This window comes from Streptomyces sp. Ag109_O5-1 (assembly GCF_003814875.1).
Taxonomy (GTDB): domain Bacteria; phylum Actinomycetota; class Actinomycetes; order Streptomycetales; family Streptomycetaceae; genus Streptomyces; species Streptomyces sasae.
Window position 1 is genome coordinate 11,535,255 of the sequence record NZ_RKQF01000001.1, and the last position, 20,046, is coordinate 11,555,300.

A 20,046-nucleotide genomic window follows, 5' to 3' on the forward strand; every position below is an offset into this window, starting at 1 on the left:
AAGCACCGGCTCATCGGAGCCGCGGCGCTCCGCGTCGTCATCGGCTTCGCCACCCTGCTGTACTGCCTGTCCGACTACTCACGGCGGCGCTTCCTGTGGGGGCCGGACTCCTACGACTCGATCTCCACGGCGAGGGCCGAGCTGCCGCGCTGGGGCTTCTCGATCTTCCTGTGGAGCCATTCCACGCTCTGGTTCGAGATCGCCTATCACGCGGTGATCGTGGTTGCCCTGGCGTTCATGATCTTCGGCGGCCGGGCACTCACCCTCGCGCAGGCCCTGATGATGTGGTCGCTGCACAACCGGAACCAGGATGTGCTCGAAGGCGGCGACAACCTTGCCCAGATCGTCATCCTGCTCATGGTCTGCATCGTCTCCAACGCCTACTTCGCGCCCGGCGCCAAGCGGCGGCGCGCACGGATGCGCGCGGACGAACGGCCGACGACCTCCACCGTGCTGCACAACCTCGCCGCCTTTCTCATCGTCTTCCAGACCGCGGTGCTGTACTTCACCGCCGGCTACTGGAAGATCACCGGGAAGGTGTGGCAGGACGGCGTGGCGATGTACTACATCAGCCGGATCACCGGCTTCGAGATGTCGGCCACGTACGCGCACCTGATGAACAACGCCTTCGTGGGTACCGCCCTCTGCTACTTCACGATCTTCATCGAGCTGGCGCTGCCCTTCGCGATCCTGTCCGCTCGCCCGTGGATCCGGAAGGCCAACACGGTGGCCCTGGAGGGCATGCACCTGGGCATCATCGCCTGCATGGGCCTGGTGTGCTTCGGGCTACTGATGATCGGCGCGGACTGCACCTGCCTGCGCGACGAGGACTACCGGTCACTCGCGCGGCGCTTCCGGTCCGTCAAGGAACGTGTAATGGGCGGGAGTTGGTCACCGCTGCCCGCGCGCGTCATGACCCCGGTGGCCATGACGGCGGGACAGGACGGTACGGCCGATGCGTGACACGACCGACGAAGCGGCGAACGCCGCGCCGGACGCCCTGTACCGGTTCCTCACCGCCGAGCCCGCCGACCGGGAACGCCTGGCACCGCGCGTGGTCGCCGCCGTGGGCCGGGAGCGGCTCGACGAGATCGTGGACACCACGCTCGGACGGGTCGGCGAGGTCACCGGCGTGCGCGACAGCCGCGACGGACTGGTGATCGAAGGCACCCGGGGGCGGGCCCTCGCCTTCGCCGCCACCAGGGACGGCCATGAGCTGGACGGGCTCCTGATCGCCCCCGGCGCACACCGCCCGGCACGCCTGCGCACCAACTGGGTGCGCCCGGCTCTGGCCTGGACCGTGCTGGTGCTGCTGTTCGTCGTGCGCATCGACGCCTGCTGGGAGGCCCCCTCCCGAATCGCCTGGTGCGGCCGCCTGTTGATCGTCGCGGCCGGATACCTGGTCGTGGAGGGCTGGCGTGCCCCGGCCCTGTTTCCGTGGTGGATACGCCGACCGCTGGAGGCCGGGGCGCTCGTCGCCCTCGCCTCCGCCTGGCGACTGCCCGGGCTGCCCACGTCGGGCGGTGCCCCCGAACTGGTCGTGGGGGCCGCACTGGTCGCCGTCCTCGGCGTACTCCTGATGCGGGCACGGCGTCACCGCTGGGGGACGGCCGTCTCCCAGCCCCTCGTCTTCCCCTTGCAGGGCGGCAGTTGGTACGTGGGGCAAGGAGGCGGACGCAGCCTCAACCATCACTTCGCCGTCCCCGAGCAACGCGGCGCCCTGGACGTGGTCCAGGCCGGCCCGGGCGGGACGCGCGGGCGTCACCGCGCCCGCACCCAGGGCACGCACGGCAAGAACGAGCGCTACCTCATCTACGGGCAGCCCGTGCACGCACCCTGCGACGGTACGGTCGTCTCCGCCGCCGATCACATCGACGACCAAGAACCCGGCGCCGTCCGCTATCAACCCCTGTACGGCAACCACGTGTGGATCGACACGGGCGCCGAGATCGTCAAGCTCGCCCATCTGCGCCCCGGCACCGTGACCGTGAGCACCGGCGACCCCGTGCGCGTCGGGCAGGTGCTCGGCGAGGTCGGCAACTCCGGCAACAGCAGCGAGCCGCACCTGCACCTCCACGCCGAGCGCGACGGCCTCGGCCTCGACCTGGAGTTCGAGGGGGTCTCGGGCCCGCTGTACCGGGGCCGGACCGTCCGCACCTAGGCCCTCTCGGCAAATTTCCGTCTGCCCGCGACCCGGGCGGACGACGGGAATTGACGACACGGCCTAGGCATCCCGTTCAGTTCAGCAGCCACCGGGCCGGTACGGCGAGACGTCCGTGCCGCGCCCCTTCGTTCTGCTCTGCGCGCCGTCCGGCGCTCCCACACCAAAAGGTCTGCATCCCATGCCTCTCCATGCCCCCATACGCCCGCTGCGTCGCCTGCGCGGCTCCGTCGTCGCGGCTGCCTGCGCCACGCTGCTCGGCACCGTCGGCTCCCTACCCGCCGCCCACGCGGCCGACCGGCACCCTCTCGTGGGATCCCGGCCCGCATACGCGACGCGGACCGCCGACACCGGCCCTGTTCCCGCCGGTAGTCACGTCAGCGCGCGTCTCTACCTCAACTCCCGTGACCCGCAAGGGCTCGCGGCGTTCCTGCGCGACATCAGCGACCCCCGCAGCCCGCACTACCGGCACTACCTCACCCCGGCGGATCACCGACGGCACTTCGGCCCGACGGACCGTCAGATCCGGACCCTCACGGCATGGCTGGTCGGGTCCGGATTCACCGTCATCGCCCGAACCTCCCCCCGGGAAGGGGTGGTCGGGGTGTGGCGCGTCGGTGGCCGGCCGGTGGGTGTCTTGCTAGGGCTGCTGGGTTGTCGGGTTGGCCGGGAGCATCGAGCTGCCGGCGCCGGTGATGATCTCCTGGAGTGCCAGCGCGTGCCGGTCGAGGGCGGTGCGGCCGTTGGTGGTGAGGCGGGCGGAGGTGCGTGGTCGCTTGCCGACGAAGGTCTTGCGGATCTCGATGTAGCCGGCGTCTTCCAGGGTGGTGAGCTGTTTGGACAGGGCGGAGTCGGAAAGGCCGATGCTGTCGCGCAGTACTTTGAAGTCCGCCCATCCGGTCGCGGCGAGGAAGGCGACCAGCGAGAGCCGGGTGGGCGCGTGGATCAGTTCGTCGAACCTGGGCGTGTTCACTGCCGGCTCCTGGAGCGCCGTACCAGCGTGGCCGCGTCCAGCCGTACGAGCATCGGCCCCCCGATGGCGAACACCACTCCTGTGACGGCGGCGGCGATCGTTCCCGGACAGGGCGCCCCGGCCGCCTTGAGGCTGATTCCGGTCGCCAGACCCACGCCGAGCAGGGCCGCCGCAAAGGCCGCCGATCCGATCAGTGTCGTGCGGGCGGCCCCCGGGCCGGCCAGGCCGCGGCGCGGTGCGGCGGCGCGGGATGCGCGGCGGACCGGCAGGTCGACGACGAGCGAGCCGGCCACGAACAGGGCGATGCCGGTCCCGAGGAGCACGCCGCGCCCGGACTCGGCGGATGCCGCGAGTTCGGTGATCAGGACGGCGTAGGCCCACCACCACCAACTGGGGAAGATCTTGCGCCGGATCACCTGCTCGCGCCGCCGGTCGATCTCGCTCAGGGCGCGTGCGGCGTCCGCCGGCTCGACTCGATCATCCATTTTCCCTCCCCGACAATACTTTCCTATCAGGAAAGTAACGGGGAGCTCCCCGGCCTTGTCAAGGGCCGTGGACCGGGCGGTGGATCAGGCTGCTGTGGTCTCCCCGTGCTCGGCCAGGGCGCCCTTGTCGGGCTCGGCTCCGGGGCGGGCCTGGGCGACGGGGGAGGCGTCGGTGAGCGCGCCGGTGTTCCTGGGCGGATTCTGATGAGGGTCTTTGGAAACGGTTCTGGCTGCCGTGTGCTGTTGGTGATCTTCCTGGCGCTGCTGTGCCCGCGCCGCTGTGTCGGGGCGGTGGTCGGTCGGCCGCCTGCAGGATCCGGTTTCGTGTGTCCCGCTCGTCCGGGAGGGCTGGGCGGCGGGATGTGAGCCTGTGCAGTGCTGCGGCAGGGGCAGGGGCAGGGGCAGGGGCAGGGGCAGGGGGGTGTCGCGGGGGTTGTCAGGGTGGTGTCTTGCCGGTGGGGGCGGGTTGTGTCTGTGGGTGGTGGGGTCCGGGGTTGTTCGTGGTGGTGGTCTGGTGGTCGTGGTTCTTGGTGGGTGTGTTGTGGTGTTGGTTGTTTTGCGTGTTGTGGGCTGGAGGGGGCCGGCCGCCGCGTTCGGGGGATGGTGGCGCGGCGGCCGGCTGTTCGGGGGTCGGCTGGGGGGCCGGTTGTGTTATCGGGTGGGTCGTTCGTCGACCACGGGCATGAGTTTTCCGCTGCGGGGGTTGATCTGTAGTTCGTTGTAGGGCTTCCATTCCACGGTGAGTGGGCCGATCATGCCGGCGGCGATGGTGTCGCTGATCATCGGCCGGCTGGCGTGGAGTTCGGCGAGGAGTGCCTGGGTGAGGGCCTGGGTTTCGGTGTAGTCGGGCCTGGCTGCCAGTCGGATGAGGAGGCTGTCGAGGCCGTCGGTCCTGCGTTCGACCAGTTGCATGCCGATGATGGCCTGTGCGGTGTCGACCTCGTTGACGATGCGCCGGAAGTCTTCTGTGTACAGGGAGACGGGTCCTATGCGTACGCCTTCGGCGTGGCGTCCTTGCAGCCGGAAGAGCCTCTTGTCGTAGTCCGCCCATTCTGCCCGGTCGCCTACGGGGTATCGCAGTACCGGCATGAGCCGTCGGCGCAGATCGGTCTTGATCAGGCGTCCGCTGCGGCCTGTTTCCCTGATGGGTTCGCCGGTGGCGTCGTCGACGATCTCCAGGACGGTGTCGCGGTCCGGTGCCTGGAACATGCGCTGGTCGGCGCCGCGCAGCGGGCTGCCGATGATGCCGGCGTCGGTGCTTCCGTAGATCGCGGCGCAGATCTCGGCGTTGGGGAAGGCGGCGGCCAAGAGTCGCCGCTGGTCTTCGAATACCGGTTCGCCGGCGAAGAAGATGATTTCCATGGACGGGAGCTGGTAGCCGTGTTCCAGCATGAATCCGGCGACTCGGCAGATGGTTGTCGGGGTGGAGCATGTCACCTGGGCATCGAAGTCCTTGAGGATGGTGTGGACTGCCTCGGGCGATGCGGCGCCCCCGATGGGCAGACGGACGTTGTCTGTGGTGATCGTCGTGAGGCTTTCCTGCCACAGCAGGAAGCTCGCATACAGCTCTCCACCGTAGAAGAGGTTCGCTACGCGGTGTCCGTGGCGCAGCCCGTTCCTGGCCATGGACTCGGCTATGCCGGCGACGAAGTCGCTCCATTCACCGCGTGTGTAGCAGGCGAACTTCGGTGCCCCTGTGGTTCCGCCGGTCTTGAGGACCACCGCTTCGGTGAGCGGCTGTGTCAGTACGCGGTTGCCGGAGACGGTGTTCGCCGACCAGAAGTCCGTGTGGTCGATGAGGGGGAGATCGGAGACATCGTTCACCACGTCGGGCAGATCCATGTACAAGTTGCCGTAAAACGGAGAGTTCTTCCGGGCGAACTGAACGATTTCGTTCAGCTTACGGTGTTCCATCGTCGCCTACCCCGTTCAGGATGGCAGGGGCCGTCTGGGCCTCGCGCTGTGAATGGTGGAATCCCAGTCTTCCTGCGGGATTTCATGTACGCATCGCGCGCCGGTGGAACTGCGGGGTTTCGGACCATCGCCGTTGGTGGAGGCTTCGGCCGCTGGATCACCGGCTCATCGGAAGGACGAGCCGGGGCCGCAGCGGTGTCAGCCTTGCACGGCGATGCCGGCGAGCAACAGCTTCACGGCCGCACGGAGTTCGCGCTCGAGAGCGCCTTGTTCGGCTGTCGTGGACTGCGACCAGCGGTAGAGAATTCCGAAGTAGACATCGTGCAGGACGTTTCCCACATGCTCCGGGGCCAGATCGGCGGTGAGTTCCCCCTTGCTGCGTCCCGCCTCCACGACCTCGGCGAATATGCGGCCGATATAGGGTTCCTCGGTGAGCGGGCGGCCCGCCTTGACCCAGGCGGACAGCATGGCGGCAGTGAGGTCGCGCTCTTCTTCGTTGATGCGTCCGAGGACGGCCATACACTCGTACAGCCGGGACGCCGCGTCGGCACCGTGCGCGGGTCCCTCCTTCTCGAGGGTGGCCAGCAGTTTCAGGCGGCGCTGCTCGCCCCAGGCGCTGATGAGGTCGTCCTTGCGCTGGAAATAGTTGAAGAAGGTCCCGCGTGCCACGTCGGCCCGCTCGGCGATCTCGTCGATCGATGTGTGGTCGTATCCCTGCTCGGTGAACAGGTCGAGTGCCGAGGCGTACAGACGGTCCTTGACCCTCTGCTTGTTGCGTTCGCGGCGGCCGACCGGCTGTGTGATCCCTGGCATGAGCGAGCCCCTCATTCTCTTCAGTCGTTCGGACGCCGCGCGCGGCAACCGACACCCATAGAACTTATACCACGGTACATCTATGGGTTATGGTCACAGTTGGTGGGGAACAGTGACGTCGGGGCTGCCGCTCGGGTGGCGGCAGGGTGGCCCCGGCGTGGCTCCGTCCGCTGTCCGGTGCCGTATCGGCAGACTTTCTGCCTCGTCGGGTGCCTGGCGGAGGTGCCGCGCAGGGTGTGCGGGACGTTGTTTCGCAGGGGCGCGGACGCCTCGCCGCTGCGACGCGGCCGGCCGTTTGGTGCGGGGACGGGGGACGGGGGACGGGGGACGGGGGACGGGGGTGGGGGGCGGGGGACGGGCCGGCAGGTGTCGGCGTTCTTGACGTGGTCGGGATGCGGCGGGGTTCGCGGTCGGGGTCCTTGGGCGTGTCGGCGCGTTTGGCCTGCTGCAGGCCCGGGCGGGGCATGAGGCCGGGCGGTTTGGACGTGTCCGTGCAGAAGACGGCTTCGGGCTCGCCCTTCTCGGGTACGGCCTCGCCGTCGGCGATCGGGTGGAGGTGTCCGGTGCGGGCCTTCCTGGCGGCGTGGTCGGGGGCGCGGGTCTTTTGGGTCTCCAGGTGCTGAAAGCAGACGCTGTCCTTGCAAAGGAGGATGCCCGGACCCTGGTGGGCTGATGGCGTCGGGCGCTCTCTCGGCGGCCGGGAAGTTTGTCGGCCTGGTCGGGTTTTGGGCCGGGAACGGCAGGTCGTGCTCGGCCGGCTGGGGCTTCACGGTCTTCTTGGTCTCGCACTGCTCAGGCAGGGTGAAGGTCTTGGGCCGGCCGTCCTTGTCCTTCGGGTGCAGGGGGTCGAAGCCATCGGTGTCGGAGTGGTGGATCACGTTCCGGACCCGGTTGTCGCTGGTGAAAGTCACGTTGGCGGTTTCCGTCGCCGGCATGGCCTGCGCGGACAGCGGCACCGTCCGGGCTCGCCGCCAGGTGGCCACCGGCCCGGTGCCCCGGCGGGTGGTCCTGGTCGGCCGTCTGCTCTCGTTGTCGTCGATCTCGCGTGCATGTACTCGTTGCGCTACCCGGACAGGGTGGCGGTCGCGCGCCGCCCGGCACGGCATCCGGACGGCGCGTCACATCACCACAGGGCGAACGGTGCCTGATGCGGCGCTAGGCGGGTACTGCGCCACCTCGGGTGAGGCTCTTGGAGATGGTGGCCAGGCTCTCTGTGCCCAGCAGCTGTCCCAGGGGGACCTCGATGTTGCAGTCGGTGCGCAGCCGTCGTTGCAGCACCGTTGCCATCAGCGAGTCGAGGCCGAAGTCACGCAGTGCCCGGCGCGGGTCGAGGCCGCCCGGTGGCATGCCGAGGATGTCCGCGGCCTGGTGCAGCAGCTCGTCGGCGGTGAAGTTTCCTGACGGCGTTTTCTGTTGGGCGGGGGCGCAGGGAGCCGGTGACGGCATCGTCGGCTCCACAGGAAGGAGGACGGGTTCGGGCCCGGCGGGCGCCGCCCGGCCTGTCTGGCCGGTCAGCCGGCTGGTGATGCTGCGTAGCCGTGCGGCCGCGGCCCGCAGCCGGCGTGCTGCCGGATGCCTGTGCTCGCGCAGGCGGTTGAGGCGGACGCCCCGGAACTCGGCGATCATCCGGCCGTCGATGCCCAGGACGAGCACATCGGCGACTGCCTGTTGTGTCCCTGCCGGGTTCCTGAGGAGGGCCATGCTCCAGAAGTGCTCGGGCAGGTCTTGCGCGAGCCGGACGTCGTCGAAGCCGATCGGGGCGTACGCGTGGCCGGGGATGCCCGGGCAGCGGGGTGAGGCCCAGGTGGCGAGCATCGGCTGCAGGCAGCTTTCCCAGGCCGCATGAGGGTGAGCTTTCGGCCGGCGCATGCGCGCCACTGCTTCCCCCTCCCGTCGCCACAGTCGCTCCACGCCCGCGAACGCCTCGCCGATCTCGAAACCCTGTCCTCGCGCGAGTTCGGTGAACTCGGCGGCGGAGACATGCTCGGCGCAGCGGGAGAGAGCGGCGTCCAGGGTCCAGGAGCCCTCGAGCGCATCGTGGCCGTCCGTGTCGGTGGTGCCCAGCACGGCGGTTGCGCACAGAACGCGGTCGCCGGTTCCGGAGCGTTCAGCCTCCACCTGTGCCCGGCGTGCTCCGGGAGTGTCTTCTACGGTGACGCAGAGGGTGAGGTCGCCGGGCGCCGTCAGATCGACGAGTTCTGTGCCGAGTTCCACCTCTTTGAGAGAGCTCGTCAGCCCGGGGGAAGCCTTGCGCCCTGCCTCCAGGATTGCCATCAGGCTGACGGCGGGCGGCAGTGGGCTGACACCGTGCACGCGGACCTGGCCGGCCCATGCGGCCACGTCCAGACGGGCCAGGTCGATGCGGTGGACGAACGTGGGCGGCTGCGCAGGCGTGATCCCGGCGGGCGCCGGCCGGAAGACGGCTGTGTCCCAGGTGTACGAGGGCAGCGGCACGGGTCGGGTCCTGTGCCGGTACCACTGCTCCCAGGACACCCGCCCGCCGGCCGCGAACAGCCGGCCCGTGGAATGCGTGAGTTCGGCGGGCTCGTCTGCCTGGCGGCGCAGCGTGGGGACGGCGGCCCCGGGCAGGCCGGCCTCGGCCAGGGTTTCACCGATGGCCGCCGTCAGAACGGGATGGGGACTGACCTCGACGAAGACGTACTCCCCGTCGGCTGCCACTTTCCGTATCGTGTCGGCGAATCGCACGGTATTGCGCAGGTTGTCGGCCCAGTAGTGGGCGTCGAGTTCCGGACCGAGGACCGCACCGCAGCGGACCGTGGACACCATGCAGGTCCTCGCGCGGCCCGGAGACAGCGCGGTCAGCTGCTCCACCAGGTCGTCACGTAAGGGGTCCATGTGCGGTGAGTGCGAGGCGACATTGACGTTCACCGCATGGCTCGGCACGCCGCGGGCCTCCAGCTCGGCTGACAGGGCGGAAAGTTCGCCGCAGTCACCGGCCAGGACGGTGCGGGTGGGTGCGTTGTGTGCCGCGACGCAGACGGCGTGTGTGCGGGTGGAGATTTCCTGGCGGGCCTGTTCCGGGGAGAGTTCGACAACGAGCATGGCCCCTCCGCCGGCCACGCGCTTCATCAACTGACTGCGCCGGCAGACGACCGCGGCTGCGTCCTTGAGTGTCAGCGCACCGCTGACGCAGGCTGCTGCCACCTCGCCCATGCTGTGTCCGACGCACAGGTCCGGCTCGACGCCCCGTTCACGCCACGCGGACGCCAGCGCCACCTGCATCGCCCACAGGGCGGGCTGGACCTTCTCGACTTCGTCGGGGAAATGCGCACCGGGGCCGGTCAGCAGCTCCTCCACCGACCATCCGACCTCGGACCGGATGGCACGGTCGCACGTGCGCAGCGTCCTGCTGAACGCGGGGGACGAGGCCAGCATGGTGCGGCCCATGCCGAGCCACTGCGAGCCCTGGCCGGGGAAGACGAAGCAGATCCGTCGCGGTGCGCTGAATCCGGCGTCGGTCATGGCGCCCTCGGGGGTGCTCTGCCCGGCCGCCAGTGTGCGCAGGGTTCTGGCCAGGTCGTCGTGGGAATTCCCGGTGGCCCACAGGCGGTACGGGTGGGCGTCGCGCGTGGTGGCCGCGGTGGCGCAGATGTCGGCCAGCCGGTGGCTGCGGCCTTCGCCTTGCGGGGCGAGATGATCGGCGTAGGCGTCGGCCAGTTGGCGCAGCGCTGTCGGCGAGCGCGCGGTGAGGGTCAGAAGGTGGTCATCGCTGTTGTGCGCGGCCGGCCCGCCCGCGGTGTCGTCCTCGGGTTCTGGGGTGAACTCGCCTATGACCACGTGGGCGTTGGTCCCGGAGAGTCCGAAGGAGCTGACCCCGAGGAGAGCCTGCCGTCCCGCTTTGCGCAGCGGCTGGTTCGAGGTGACGAGCTCGACCGGCAGCCTGCCGTCGGCGAGCAGCGGGTGCGGTGTGTCGACGTGGAGGGAGGCGGGGACGACTCCGTGCCGGGCGATCAGCACAGCCTTGATCAGCCCTGCGAGACCGGCGGCGGCTTCGGCGTGACCGATGTTCGTCTTCACCGACCCGGTTTTGAGCGGATGTTCGGGGCTCCGGCCGTCCGCGGTGGCTTCGGCCAGGGCGGACAGCTCCACCGCGTCCCCGACCCGTGTTCCGGTGCCGTGGGCCTCGACGTAGTCGAGCTGTCCGGGAGTGATGCCCGCACTGCGGCAGGCCTCGCGCAGCATGTCGGCCTGACCGGTTACCGAGGGCTTGAGTAGTAATCCGCTGCCCTTGCCGTCGTTGGTCACCGCGCTGCCGAGCAGGAGGGCCAGGACGGGGGTGCCGTCGCGCAGGGCGTCCGGCAGCCTCTTGAGGACCACGGTTGCGATGCCTTCACTGCGGACGAAGCCGTCGGCGCCGGCATCGCCGAAGCGGCAGCGCCCGCCGGCGGAGAGCATTCCCCCTTGCGAGTAGGCGATGGAGTCGTGCGGGGACAGGATGATGTTCGCCGCGCTCGCGATGGCGAGGTCGCTCTCGCCGGTCAGCAGGCTCTGCCGTGCGGTATGGACCGCCACGAGGGAGGACGAGCACGCGGTGTCCAGCACGATGCTGGGTCCTCGCAGGTCCAGCGCGTACGAGATGCGTCCCGCGGCGACAGCCCTGATCCGGCAGCCTGCGGCATGGTGGATGTGGGGGCCGTCGGGCTGCGGCGCCGTTTCCGCGTACTCTCCCGTCGCCTGGCCGACGAATACTCCGGTCCGCGTCGCCGCGAGGGAGGAGGGGCGTATTCCGGCCGCTTCGAGGGCTTCCCAGGTGACGTGCAGCAGGAGGCGCTGCTGAGGGTCCATGGTCCGGGCTTCGGCCGGTGATACCCCGAAGAAGCCCGCGTCGAACGAAAAGGCGTCCTTGAGGAAACCGCCGTCCTTGGAAACCGTCTTGCCCGGTGTCGCGGGGGCCGGAGAGTGGTACGCGGCGGCGTCGAACCTGTCCTCGGGGACGGGGGTGACGGCGTCGGTGTTGTCGATCAGCATCCGCCAGTAGTCGTTCACGCTGCCGGCCTGCGGGAATCTGCAGCTCATGCCCACTACGGCGACAGCCTCACCAGCGTGTACCGAGTGCTCCATGTACGAGTCCGCCTTTGATGAGTAGGGAACTGGGGCCCGCCGTCGAGGAGTCGGCGGGAGGACGTGCATGGTGCCAGCGGCTAGCGGGATCCAAACTTACACTGCCGCCCAACCTTGGCCTCAAGAGTGCTGCAAGGCGCTTCAAACTTCTCGCAAAGTGGCGACAGGATCCTTTCGTTTTAGCGGCTATAGCCCGTTTTGACCGCAAGTTCCCGTGACGTGGATCACGCGATACGTAAACTCGCCTCTATGCTTGAACTCGTGTCTATGATTATTCTTGAGTTCATAAATTGCTCGGTGGCGGGGATCGGTGATCGAGGTTGCGCGTCGTGGCCTGGCTCCCGGCAACGGCACAGGCCGCCGCTCAGTCGGAGTTCTTGATCGAAGGGTCTTGAGGGCACACCATGACGATGAGTCCCGAGTACGTGATGCCACTGCTCTCCGTGGAGACGCAGCAGTCCACGACGAACCTGGTACTGGCCGATTACGACCCCCTGTCCCGGCAGGTCCTCAGCGACGCACTGCGTGCTGCAAGTGGCCCCGAGGGCCGTCGGCTGCGACTGCTGGCGTCCCTGGACTCCTACACCCCCGTGGAGACGTGGCCTGGCCTCGATCACGCGGATGTCGTCGTGCTGGCTCCCTGCCCGCAGGCCGACACCGATGCCACGATCCGCCTGCTGGTGGCGCGTGGTGTCCGCGTGGTGCTGCTCCTCGCGCGCTGGGACAACCTCGCACTGAACCGGGCCATGGCAGCGGGCGCGTCCGGGTGTCTCGTCAAGGATCTCGAAGTGGACCGGATCCCTGCGGCTGTTCAGGCCGTGGCCTGCGGATATGCGCTGCTGTCGGCTGAGTTGATCACGCTCTACCGGCCGGCGTCCCCGCACGGCGGACACGCGGCTGCCGACCTGGGCAAGCTGACCGGCCTGCCCCTGACCGGCCGTGAGCACGAAGTGCTCAGTCTCCTCGCGCGAGGCATGTCTACGGCCGAGACGGCCCGGGCCCTGGGTGTCTCACCCACCACAGTCAAGAGCCATGTCTCTCACGCGCTGCCCAAGCTCAACGCCCGAAACCGGCTCGAGGCCGTCTTGATGATCAAGAACGCCAACTGAGCTGTTCCGCGCCTCTGCAGGCAGGTGACTGATCGCATGTCCCGTGGTATCTCCATCGGTGTCGTCGGAGGCGGTGCGGCTGCAGTCTGCCTTGTGGACGCCCTGGCCAGGGCGGACGGCTTGCCGGGTGAGCTCGTCGTCTTCGAGCCGACGCCCCATGTGTGGCGGGGGCGCGCCTATCAGGTGGACACGGAGATCCTCAGGGTCAACGCCACCCCCGAGGACATGTCGGTGCGCGAGGGAGACGGCGCACACTTCCGGCGCTGGCTCGCCACACGAGCCGGCGCCTCTACGACGGGCCAGGACGCGGACTTCCGCTCGGCCGCATATTTCCCCGCCCGGTCCCTCTACGGTGCGTACCTGGAGGACTCGGCCCGTGCCGGACTCGGTGAGCTGCGCCGCAGGGGCTGGCGTGTGAGCGTCCTCAGCGAAGCCGTCACCGCGGCTCGCCGCATGCCTCACCAGGTTCTGCTGAGCACCGGCCACGGCCGCAAGCAGTGCTTCGACCACGTCGTTCTCGCGGTCGGAGCCGGTGGGCCCCAGGACGTGTGCGGGCTGCGCGGCGCCCCGGGGTTCCTGGCGGAACCCTATCCGCTGTCCACGACCCTGCGGACCCTCGCCGACGACGATCATGTCGTCGTGATCGGCAGCGGTCTCACCTGCGTCGACATCGTGCTCGCGATCGCGGCCCGCGGCCACCGCGGCCCCGTGAGCGTGGTGTCCCGCGCCGGGGTCCTGCCCGCAGTACGGCAGCGCCCGCGCTCGCTCGATCTGCGCCACCTCACCCCGCAGCGGCTCATGGCCGTGGCCGCCGCGTCGGGCGGGCTGACCGTCGACGACGTGTGGGGCGTGGCCCGGGCCGAGTTCCGCGAAGCCGGTGCCGCAGTGCACACGGTCGTCGACGAGATCGCCGGTGTGCGGCGCGACAGTGCGGTCGACCGGCTGCGCCGTCACCTCGGGGCCGTCGACTCGCCAGACCTCGCTCTGCGTCTTCTTCAGCACGCCATACCCTCGGCAGGTCCCACCATATGGTCGCTGCTGCGCGAGGAGGAGAAAGGCCGAATCCTGCGCAGGCACCGGCGGACCGTCATGAGCCTGTGCTGTCCCATGCCGCCGTCCAGCGCCGCCGTGCTGCTCGCACTCGCCGAGAGCGGGCAGTTGGAGGTCCTCGCCGGGTTGCGTGGCATCCGGCCGAGAGCCGCAGGCGGGTTCGAGGTCGAGATCGCGGGCCGGGCCCGGTTCGGCGCCGACAAGGTCGTCAACGCAACCAGTGCGTCGCTAGAGTGCTTCGCCGCCGATGCCAGGCCTTTGATGTCATCCCTCATACGGGACCGTGCCGTCGGCCGCCATCCGCATGGTGGCCTCCAACTGGAGCCGGGCAGCGGCCGGCTCGTCCACGACGGCATCGCGGACCGGCGGTTGTACGCACTCGGGAGTGTGGCGACCGGCGCCCAGTTCTTCACCTTCGGCATTCCGGTCCTGGTTGACCAGAGCCGGCGCATCGTTGCCGCCCTGCAGGAACCTGCCCGGCGAGCGGCCCCGCCCCGCAGCGGTCCGGTGCCGCGCCACGGCGCCGGACCGCTGCCCGTCGCCCGGTGACTGCCCACTGCCGACGGGCCCAGGGCCGCGGGCGGGCGGCGGTGCGGGGCGGGCCCGGTCAGGGCACCAGAGCCGTTCGGTCACGGCCGGTCCCACGAATGCCGTGACCAGGCCGCCGTTGATCAGGGCGAGGGCGGGCGCGTCCAGATGCTGCCGGCCGGCGGCGGCGGCCACGAGGTAAGTCAAACCCGGAGCGGCGGACGCGAGCAGGACCACCGTCATGGGGCGGGTGCGTTGGATGCCGACCTGGAGTACGAAAAGGGGCAGCGCGACCCCCGCCACGGCGATCGCCGCGCACAAGAGCGCCTGTGAGCCGCGCAGCGCCTGTACAGAGGCTTTGGGACAGAAGGCCAACGCCACCAGCGCGAGCCCGTAAGTGAGGTGGAAGCGATGCGCGTTCACCTGCACCGGGGACACACGCAGCGCGCCCAGCCGAAAGGACAGGACAGGAATCGTGGCCGCCGAGACTCCGGCGAGCGCCGCAGCGCCCAGGCCGGCCGTGAACGCGGGCGACCCCTGAGCCTGACCGGCGGACACCATGCGTGCGGCGGCCGCGAGCGAGAGCGAGAGAGCCACCGTTGCGACGGCCAGTGCGCCAAGGCGGGGGGCCTTGGCCGGTCGGCGCAGGCGCAGGCAGGCCAGGGCCAGGGGGCCAATGCCGGACTCGACCCCGACGGCCAGGGGCGCCGGGACCAGCGAGAGCGACCAGTAGAAGCTGAGGAAGGTCACGGCGGTGGCGACATTGAGCAGGCCGAGCAGCCGCCTTTGTTCACCGCGGAAGGTTCCCTTGCCCGCCCGTCCTCGCCGGAACCTGGCCACGAGAGCGAACACCAGGGCCGATGCGCCGAAGGCGACGAAGGAGAGGAACAGGCTGTCCGTCCCGTTGAGCCGATCCGACAGCAGGCCGTTCGACACGGCCTGGAACACGACGGCGACGACCACCAACATCGGTCCACGCACAGGTGTCACCCCAAAAAACGACGCGATTCCAGTAGGTCAGCGGGCGATGGACGGCATCAGGAGCTCGTGCCGCTGCCCCTGGGCGCCGTCCGCCGGGCCGCGCATGTCGTACAGCAGCCCGCTGTCCTCCAGCGCATGCACGTGGTCGACGTCCGCGAGGACGGCCAGGGCGTCGGTGCCGACGAAGTAAGCGAGGCCCGCAGTGCCTGTGGTCAGCAGCGGATCCTTGATCTCGGTCCCGACCGAGGGCAGTTTGGCGAAGCTGTGAAACGTCGGAAGCCGGCGAATCATGTCAAGTCCCGGCATCGCGCGCACCGTTCCCGAGCCCTTGGCCCGCAGGAAGACCACGGCGAACTGACGGCCAGGGGCATAGGGGCGGGCGGCCAGCTCGTCGAAGGGGGCCCTCTTGAGCACTGCGTCAGCCAACAGCGTCGCCTGGCTGTGGCCGAGGGCCGCGAGATACGGATCGCTGGGCAGAATCGGCCCCATGAGACGGCAGTTGACCTCGATCAGGCGCGGTCCTGCATCCGTGAGCCGGATCTCGGTGTGCGCGGCTCCGTCGCTGACACCCAGCGCGTCCAGGCACTGCAGGCCGTACGTGACAACGGCATGGTCCTGAGGGCCCAGTGAGACCTTGAGCGTCTTGTGGCGCTGGATTGGTCTGCCCTCGACCTCGTCGAAGCGGACCGTCAGAACGTCGCTGACGACGTGCCGGCCCGCGACGGAGACGGTGTCGAGAATGTAGTGCGGGCCTGCGAGGTACTCCTGGAGCAGAACCACGTCATTGCGCCGGCCCAGCAGGTTCGGTCGCCCCAGCAGGCCACGGACGGCCTCGTACACCTGTGCCTCGGTGTCACAGATGGCCAGCCCGTCGCTGCCTGCGCTGGCGGCGGGCTTGACGACCACGGGGTAGTGCACGAAGCGCGACAGCGCCGTTCCTAGTTCCCCCTCGCCGGCCACCGCCGCAGTGGCCGCGTGCGGCACGCCCGCCCGCCCCAACGCCTGCGCCATGGCGAACTTGTCGCGGCGGGCGGGCGCCAGGCCGACAGCGTTGTGCGGCAGGCCGAGAGCGGCCGCCAGCGCGTCGGCGAGGGCCACCCCGACCTCACTCCCGGCCAGGACGGCATCCGGCCCGTACCGCCGCAGTGCGGTCAGGGTCTCATCGAAGCCGGTGCGCAGCAGCTTTCCGCCGGGAGCGGGATCGGCCGCGAAGGCGGCTTCGAGCTCCGGTTGGTACACGTGGAAGGTCTCGACTCCACGTTCGCGGAACGCCTCTGCGAGAGACGCCCCGCTGGAGACGGGGTCGACGATCACGATCTTCATCATGGGATTCCCCTGGCAATCCGCGGCCTGCAGGCCCTCGCGGGCCCGCGGCACAAGGGTGCGGGGGCAGGGCCGGGCACGGCCCCGCCCCCGGCTCTCAACGGGCGTTGTTCACCCAGCTCATCAGCTTGCGCAGCTGCTTGCCGGTGGTCTCCAGCAGGTGCTCGGAGTCCTGCTTCTTGTACTCGTTGTACTTCTTCAGACCGCCGTGGTACTCGTCCATCCAGTTGTTGGCGAAGGTGCCGTCCTGGATCTCGGCGAGGACCTGCTTCATCTCGGCCTTGGTGGCGTCGGTGATGATCCGCGGGCCGGTGACGTAGTCGCCCCACTCGGCGGTCTCGGAGACCGACCAGCGCATCTTCTCCAGGCCGCCCTCGTACATGAGGTCGACGATCAGCTTCAGCTCGTGGAGGCACTCGAAGTAGGCGATCTCCGGCTGGTAGCCCGCCTCGACCAGGGTCTCGAAGCCGGCCTTCACCAGGGCGGCGGTGCCACCGCAGAGGACGGCCTGCTCACCGAACAGGTCGGTCTCGGTCTCCTCGGTGAAGGTGGTCTTGATGACGCCGGCGCGGGTGCCGCCGATGCCCTTCGCGTACGACAGCGCCAGCGCGAAACCGTTGCCCGTGGCGTCCTGCTCGACGGCCACGATGCACGGCACGCCGCGGCCCTCCTCGTACTGACGGCGCACCAGGTGGCCCGGGCCCTTCGGGGCGACCATGCAGACGTCCACACCGGCCGGGGGCTTGATGAAGCCGAAGCGGATGTTCAGGCCGTGGCCGAAGAACAGGGCGTCGCCGTCGTTCAGGTTCGGGGCGATGGACTCCTCGTAGACCTGGGCCTGGATCGGGTCCGGGACGAGGATCATGATGACGTCGGCCTCGGCGGCGGCCTCGGCCGGGGTCACCACGCGCAGGCCCTGCTCCTCGGCCTTCGCCTTGGACTTGGAGCCCTCGTGCAGACCGACACGCACGTCGACACCGGAGTCACGCAGCGACAGCGCGTGGGCGTGGCCCTGGCTGCCGTAGCCGATGACCGCGACCTTGCGGCCCTGGATGATGGACAGGTCGGCGTCAGCGTCGTAGAACAGCTCGGCCACTTTGGGTTCTCTCCTTGAAGCGGGGCGAAGTGCCAAGTCGGATGGGGGAGTTGACGGTGTGAGCGGCGGATTCAGGCGCTGACCGGGTAGCTCTCGGCCCGGGCCGGGCGCAGCGGCAGAGCACGGGCCGGCTGGGCACAGTGGGACGCCCGGCGGATGGCGAGGGTTCCGGAGCGGACCAGTTCCCTGATGCCGAACTGTTCGAGCATGTGCAGCATCGTTTGCAGGTCCTCGGGACTGCCGGACCCCTCGACGATCACCGCGTCCGGGGCCACGTCCACGACCCGGGCGTCGAACAGCCGGGCCGTGTCCACGACCAGGGGGCGGGTCTGCCGGTCCGCCTCGACGGTGACCAGCACAAGACCCCGGCGGATCGCGGCGTCCCCATCGCACTCCACGATCTTGAGAACGTTGACGAGCTTGCCGATCTGTTTGACCACCTGCTCCAGCTCTCGGTCCTCGGCGTTCACCACGAGGGTGATGCGGGAGACCCGCGGGTCATGGGTGGTCCCCTCCGACACGGACTCGATGTTGAAGCCGCGGCGCGAGAACAGCGCGGTGGTCCGGGCGAGAACCCCGGGGCGGTTCTCCACCACAACGGACAGGGTGTGCTTGGGCATGGCGTGGCGACCTCTCTGTTTCAGAACTCGGGACGGATTCCGCGGGCGGACATGATGTCGTCGTTGGAGGCACCAGCGGCCACCATGGGCCACACCATGGCGTCCTGGTGTACGACGAAGTCCACGACGACCGGACGGTCCTGAACGGCGTTGGCCGCACTGATGACCTCGTCCAGGTCCTGTGGACGTTCGCAGCGCATCGCGACACAGCCCATCGCGTCGGCCAGTCGCACGAAGTCGGGCACCCGCGTCCCGACGGTTCGCTGCCCCTGCGCCGGGGCGGAAGGGGCCTGCAGGCCGGTCTGGGAGTAACGCTGACCGTAAAAGAGGGTCTGCCACTGGCGGACCATGCCCAGGGCGCCGTTGTTGATGACTGCCACCTTGATGGGGATGTCGTTGAGGGCACAGGTGACCAGTTCCTGATTGGTCATCTGGAAGCAGCCGTCCCCGTCGATCGCCCACACCGTGGCATCGGGGCGGCCGACCTTCGCACCCATCGCGGCGGGCACCGAGTAGCCCATGGTCCCGGCACCGCCCGAGTTGAACCACCGGCGAGGGCGCTCATGGGGGAGAAAGTGCGCTGCCCACATCTGGTGCTGCCCGACCCCGGACGCGTACAGCGTGTTCTCGGGAGCGAGCTGGCCGATCCGCTGGATCACCTGCTGTGGGGCCAGCGTGCCGGCCGGCGGGGCATCGTAGCCGAGTGGGTAGGTGCGGCGCCAGCGGTCGATGTCCTGCCACCACGCGGCATAGCTGCCCCGGCGGCCATGCGCATGTTCGCCGCGCAGCGCCCGGACCAATTCCGCGATGACGCTGCGGGCATCGCCCACGATGGGCACATCCGCTCTGCGGTTCTTGCCGATCTCGGCCGGGTCGATGTCCGCGTGGATCACCTTGGCGTGCGGGGCGAAGCCGTCGAGCCGGCCAGTGACGCGGTCGTCGAAGCGGGTGCCGAGTGCCACCAGCAGGTCGGCCTTCTGCAGTGCCGCGACGGCGGGGACCGTGCCATGCATGCCAGGCATGCCGATATGCAGCGGGTGACTGCCGGGGAACACCCCCAACGCCATGAGCGTGGTGGTGACCGGCGCGCCGATCAGTTCGGCCAGCTCCCTCAACTCGGCGGCGGCATCCGCTTTCGCCGTGCCGCCGCCGACGTACAGGACCGGCCGCCGGGCCTGGACAATCATTTCGGCGGCTGTACGGATCTGCCGGAGATTGGGCCTGACGACGGGGTGGTATCCGGACAGCTGCAGTTGGCCGGGCCAGACGAACGTGGTCTCGTCCTGCAGGGCGTCCTTGGCGATGTCGACCAGGACCGGGCCGGGGCGGCCGGTGGACGCGATGTGAAAGGCCTCCGCGATGGTCCGCGGGATGTCGTCGGCGTGGGTCACCAGGTAGTTGTGCTTGGTGATCGGCATCGTGATGCCGACGATGTCCGCCTCCTGGAAGGCGTCCGTGCCGATCGCCTTGGAGGCGACCTGTCCGGTGATTGCCACGAGCGGCACGGAGTCCATGTGGGCGTCGGCGATCGCCGTGACCAGGTTGGTCGCACCGGGCCCCGAGGTGGCCATGCACACGCCCACCTTCCCGGTCGCTTGCGCGTACCCCACGGCCGCGTGGCCCGCGCCCTGCTCGTGGCGGACCAGGATGTGGCGCAGCTGCGGGGAGTCCATGAGAGGGTCGTAGGCGGGGAGGATGGCGCCGCCCGGGATGCCGAACACGGTGTCGGTCCCCGCGTTCTCCAGAGCGAGAATCAGGGACTGCGCGCCGGTGATGCGTGGCGCGGTGGCGCGTGGTCGGGGTGCACTGGACCGCATGGGTGAGGGATCGGCATCCAGGGGCTGCCGGGCGGCGTTCTGCATTGTCTGCTCCACACATCTGTAGAGGGTGTCGGGCCCGCGCACGCGGGAC

13 protein-coding genes and 1 pseudogene are annotated in these 20,046 nt (G+C 69.4%); 5 read left to right on the top strand and 9 right to left on the bottom strand.

The genetic code is table 11. The features are described 5' to 3' along the window. The first annotated feature begins 213 nt into the window (after nucleotides 1–213). The 3 genes and pseudogenes from EDD90_RS52730 to EDD90_RS59355 all read left to right on the top strand — a co-directional run. Nucleotides 214–963 carry a hypothetical protein gene (locus EDD90_RS52730; RefSeq protein ID WP_123980562.1) on the top strand — a complete coding sequence of 250 codons (750 nt, stop codon included), beginning with the start codon at nucleotides 214–216 and terminating at the stop codon, nucleotides 961–963. After that, nucleotides 956–2,161: a peptidoglycan DD-metalloendopeptidase family protein gene (locus tag EDD90_RS52735; protein ID WP_123980565.1), complete on the top strand. Its 1,206-nt coding sequence runs from the start codon at nucleotides 956–958 to the stop codon at nucleotides 2,159–2,161. Before EDD90_RS52730 ends, EDD90_RS52735 begins: the two co-directional genes overlap by 8 nt. 181 nt (nucleotides 2,162–2,342) lie before the next feature. Further along, nucleotides 2,343–2,732, top strand: a pseudogene (locus tag EDD90_RS59355) (protease pro-enzyme activation domain-containing protein); the annotation flags it as partial. A gap of 69 nt (nucleotides 2,733–2,801) precedes the next feature. On the opposite strand, the gene EDD90_RS52745 reads toward EDD90_RS59355, so the two are convergent. The 5 genes from EDD90_RS52745 to EDD90_RS52765 form a co-directional block, all read right to left on the bottom strand. Further along, nucleotides 2,802–3,134, bottom strand: a complete 333-nt coding sequence (locus EDD90_RS52745; protein ID WP_123980567.1) for a transcriptional regulator — start codon at nucleotides 3,132–3,134, stop codon at nucleotides 2,802–2,804. Beyond that, nucleotides 3,131–3,619, bottom strand: a complete 489-nt coding sequence (locus EDD90_RS52750) for a hypothetical protein (RefSeq protein WP_123980569.1) — start codon at nucleotides 3,617–3,619, stop codon at nucleotides 3,131–3,133. Before EDD90_RS52750 ends, EDD90_RS52745 begins: the two co-directional genes overlap by 4 nt. Nucleotides 3,620–4,270: 651 nt before the next feature. After that, a complete protein-coding gene (locus EDD90_RS52755) occupies nucleotides 4,271–5,461 on the bottom strand; it encodes an AMP-binding protein (RefSeq protein ID WP_260328646.1) in 1,191 nt (396 codons plus the stop codon). Between the two features lie 270 nt (nucleotides 5,462–5,731). Next, nucleotides 5,732–6,346: a TetR/AcrR family transcriptional regulator gene (locus EDD90_RS52760; protein WP_123980573.1), complete on the bottom strand. Its 615-nt coding sequence runs from the start codon at nucleotides 6,344–6,346 to the stop codon at nucleotides 5,732–5,734. Nucleotides 6,347–7,501: 1,155 nt separating this feature from the next. After that, nucleotides 7,502–11,497 (bottom strand): type I polyketide synthase, encoded by a 3,996-nt coding sequence (locus EDD90_RS52765; RefSeq protein WP_123980575.1) that lies wholly within the window; start codon nucleotides 11,495–11,497, stop codon nucleotides 7,502–7,504. Nucleotides 11,498–11,832: 335 nt separating this feature from the next. On the opposite strand from EDD90_RS52765, the gene EDD90_RS52770 reads away from it, so the two are divergent. Then, nucleotides 11,833–12,537 carry a response regulator transcription factor gene (locus tag EDD90_RS52770; RefSeq protein ID WP_123980577.1) on the top strand — a complete coding sequence of 235 codons (705 nt, stop codon included), beginning with the start codon at nucleotides 11,833–11,835 and terminating at the stop codon, nucleotides 12,535–12,537. Between the two features lie 36 nt (nucleotides 12,538–12,573). Then, on the top strand, nucleotides 12,574–14,136 hold the full coding sequence (locus tag EDD90_RS52775; RefSeq protein WP_123980579.1) for an FAD/NAD(P)-binding protein: 1,563 nt from the start codon (nucleotides 12,574–12,576) through the stop codon (nucleotides 14,134–14,136). Between the two features lie 996 nt (nucleotides 14,137–15,132). Here EDD90_RS52775 and EDD90_RS52780 read toward each other — a convergent pair. From EDD90_RS52780 to EDD90_RS52795, 4 genes are all read right to left on the bottom strand, one after another. Next, entirely contained in the window at nucleotides 15,133–16,422 is a 1,290-nt protein-coding gene (locus EDD90_RS52780) for an ATP-grasp domain-containing protein (RefSeq protein WP_123980581.1), read from the bottom strand. A 94-nt stretch (nucleotides 16,423–16,516) separates the two neighbouring features. Then, nucleotides 16,517–17,515 (bottom strand): ketol-acid reductoisomerase, encoded by a 999-nt coding sequence (ilvC, locus tag EDD90_RS52785; RefSeq protein WP_123980583.1) that lies wholly within the window; start codon nucleotides 17,513–17,515, stop codon nucleotides 16,517–16,519. Between the two features lie 71 nt (nucleotides 17,516–17,586). Further along, nucleotides 17,587–18,135: an acetolactate synthase small subunit gene (ilvN, locus tag EDD90_RS52790; protein ID WP_123980585.1), complete on the bottom strand. Its 549-nt coding sequence runs from the start codon at nucleotides 18,133–18,135 to the stop codon at nucleotides 17,587–17,589. A gap of 20 nt (nucleotides 18,136–18,155) precedes the next feature. After that, on the bottom strand, nucleotides 18,156–19,997 hold the full coding sequence (locus tag EDD90_RS52795) for an acetolactate synthase large subunit (RefSeq protein WP_123980587.1): 1,842 nt from the start codon (nucleotides 19,995–19,997) through the stop codon (nucleotides 18,156–18,158). Between the last annotated feature and the right edge of the window lie 49 nt (nucleotides 19,998–20,046).

What these genes read in the sequence shown, in the direction of transcription:
- EDD90_RS52735 (WP_123980565.1), top strand. Translation starts at nt 956, where the DNA reads ATGCGTGACACGACCGACGAAGCGGCGAACGCCGCGCCGGACGCCCTG.
- EDD90_RS52750 (WP_123980569.1), bottom strand. Translation starts at nt 3,619, where the DNA reads ATGGATGATCGAGTCGAGCCGGCGGACGCCGCACGCGCCCTGAGCGAG.
- EDD90_RS52755 (WP_260328646.1), bottom strand. Translation starts at nt 5,461, where the DNA reads ATGGATCTGCCCGACGTGGTGAACGATGTCTCCGATCTCCCCCTCATC.
- EDD90_RS52760 (WP_123980573.1), bottom strand. Translation starts at nt 6,346, where the DNA reads ATGCCAGGGATCACACAGCCGGTCGGCCGCCGCGAACGCAACAAGCAG.
- EDD90_RS52765 (WP_123980575.1), bottom strand. Translation starts at nt 11,497, where the DNA reads ATGCACGTCCTCCCGCCGACTCCTCGACGGCGGGCCCCAGTTCCCTAC.
- EDD90_RS52770 (WP_123980577.1), top strand. Translation starts at nt 11,833, where the DNA reads ATGACGATGAGTCCCGAGTACGTGATGCCACTGCTCTCCGTGGAGACG.
- EDD90_RS52775 (WP_123980579.1), top strand. Translation starts at nt 12,574, where the DNA reads ATGTCCCGTGGTATCTCCATCGGTGTCGTCGGAGGCGGTGCGGCTGCA.
- EDD90_RS52780 (WP_123980581.1), bottom strand. Translation starts at nt 16,422, where the DNA reads ATGATGAAGATCGTGATCGTCGACCCCGTCTCCAGCGGGGCGTCTCTC.
- ilvN (WP_123980585.1), bottom strand. Translation starts at nt 18,135, where the DNA reads ATGCCCAAGCACACCCTGTCCGTTGTGGTGGAGAACCGCCCCGGGGTT.
- EDD90_RS52795 (WP_123980587.1), bottom strand. Translation starts at nt 19,997, where the DNA reads ATGCAGAACGCCGCCCGGCAGCCCCTGGATGCCGATCCCTCACCCATG.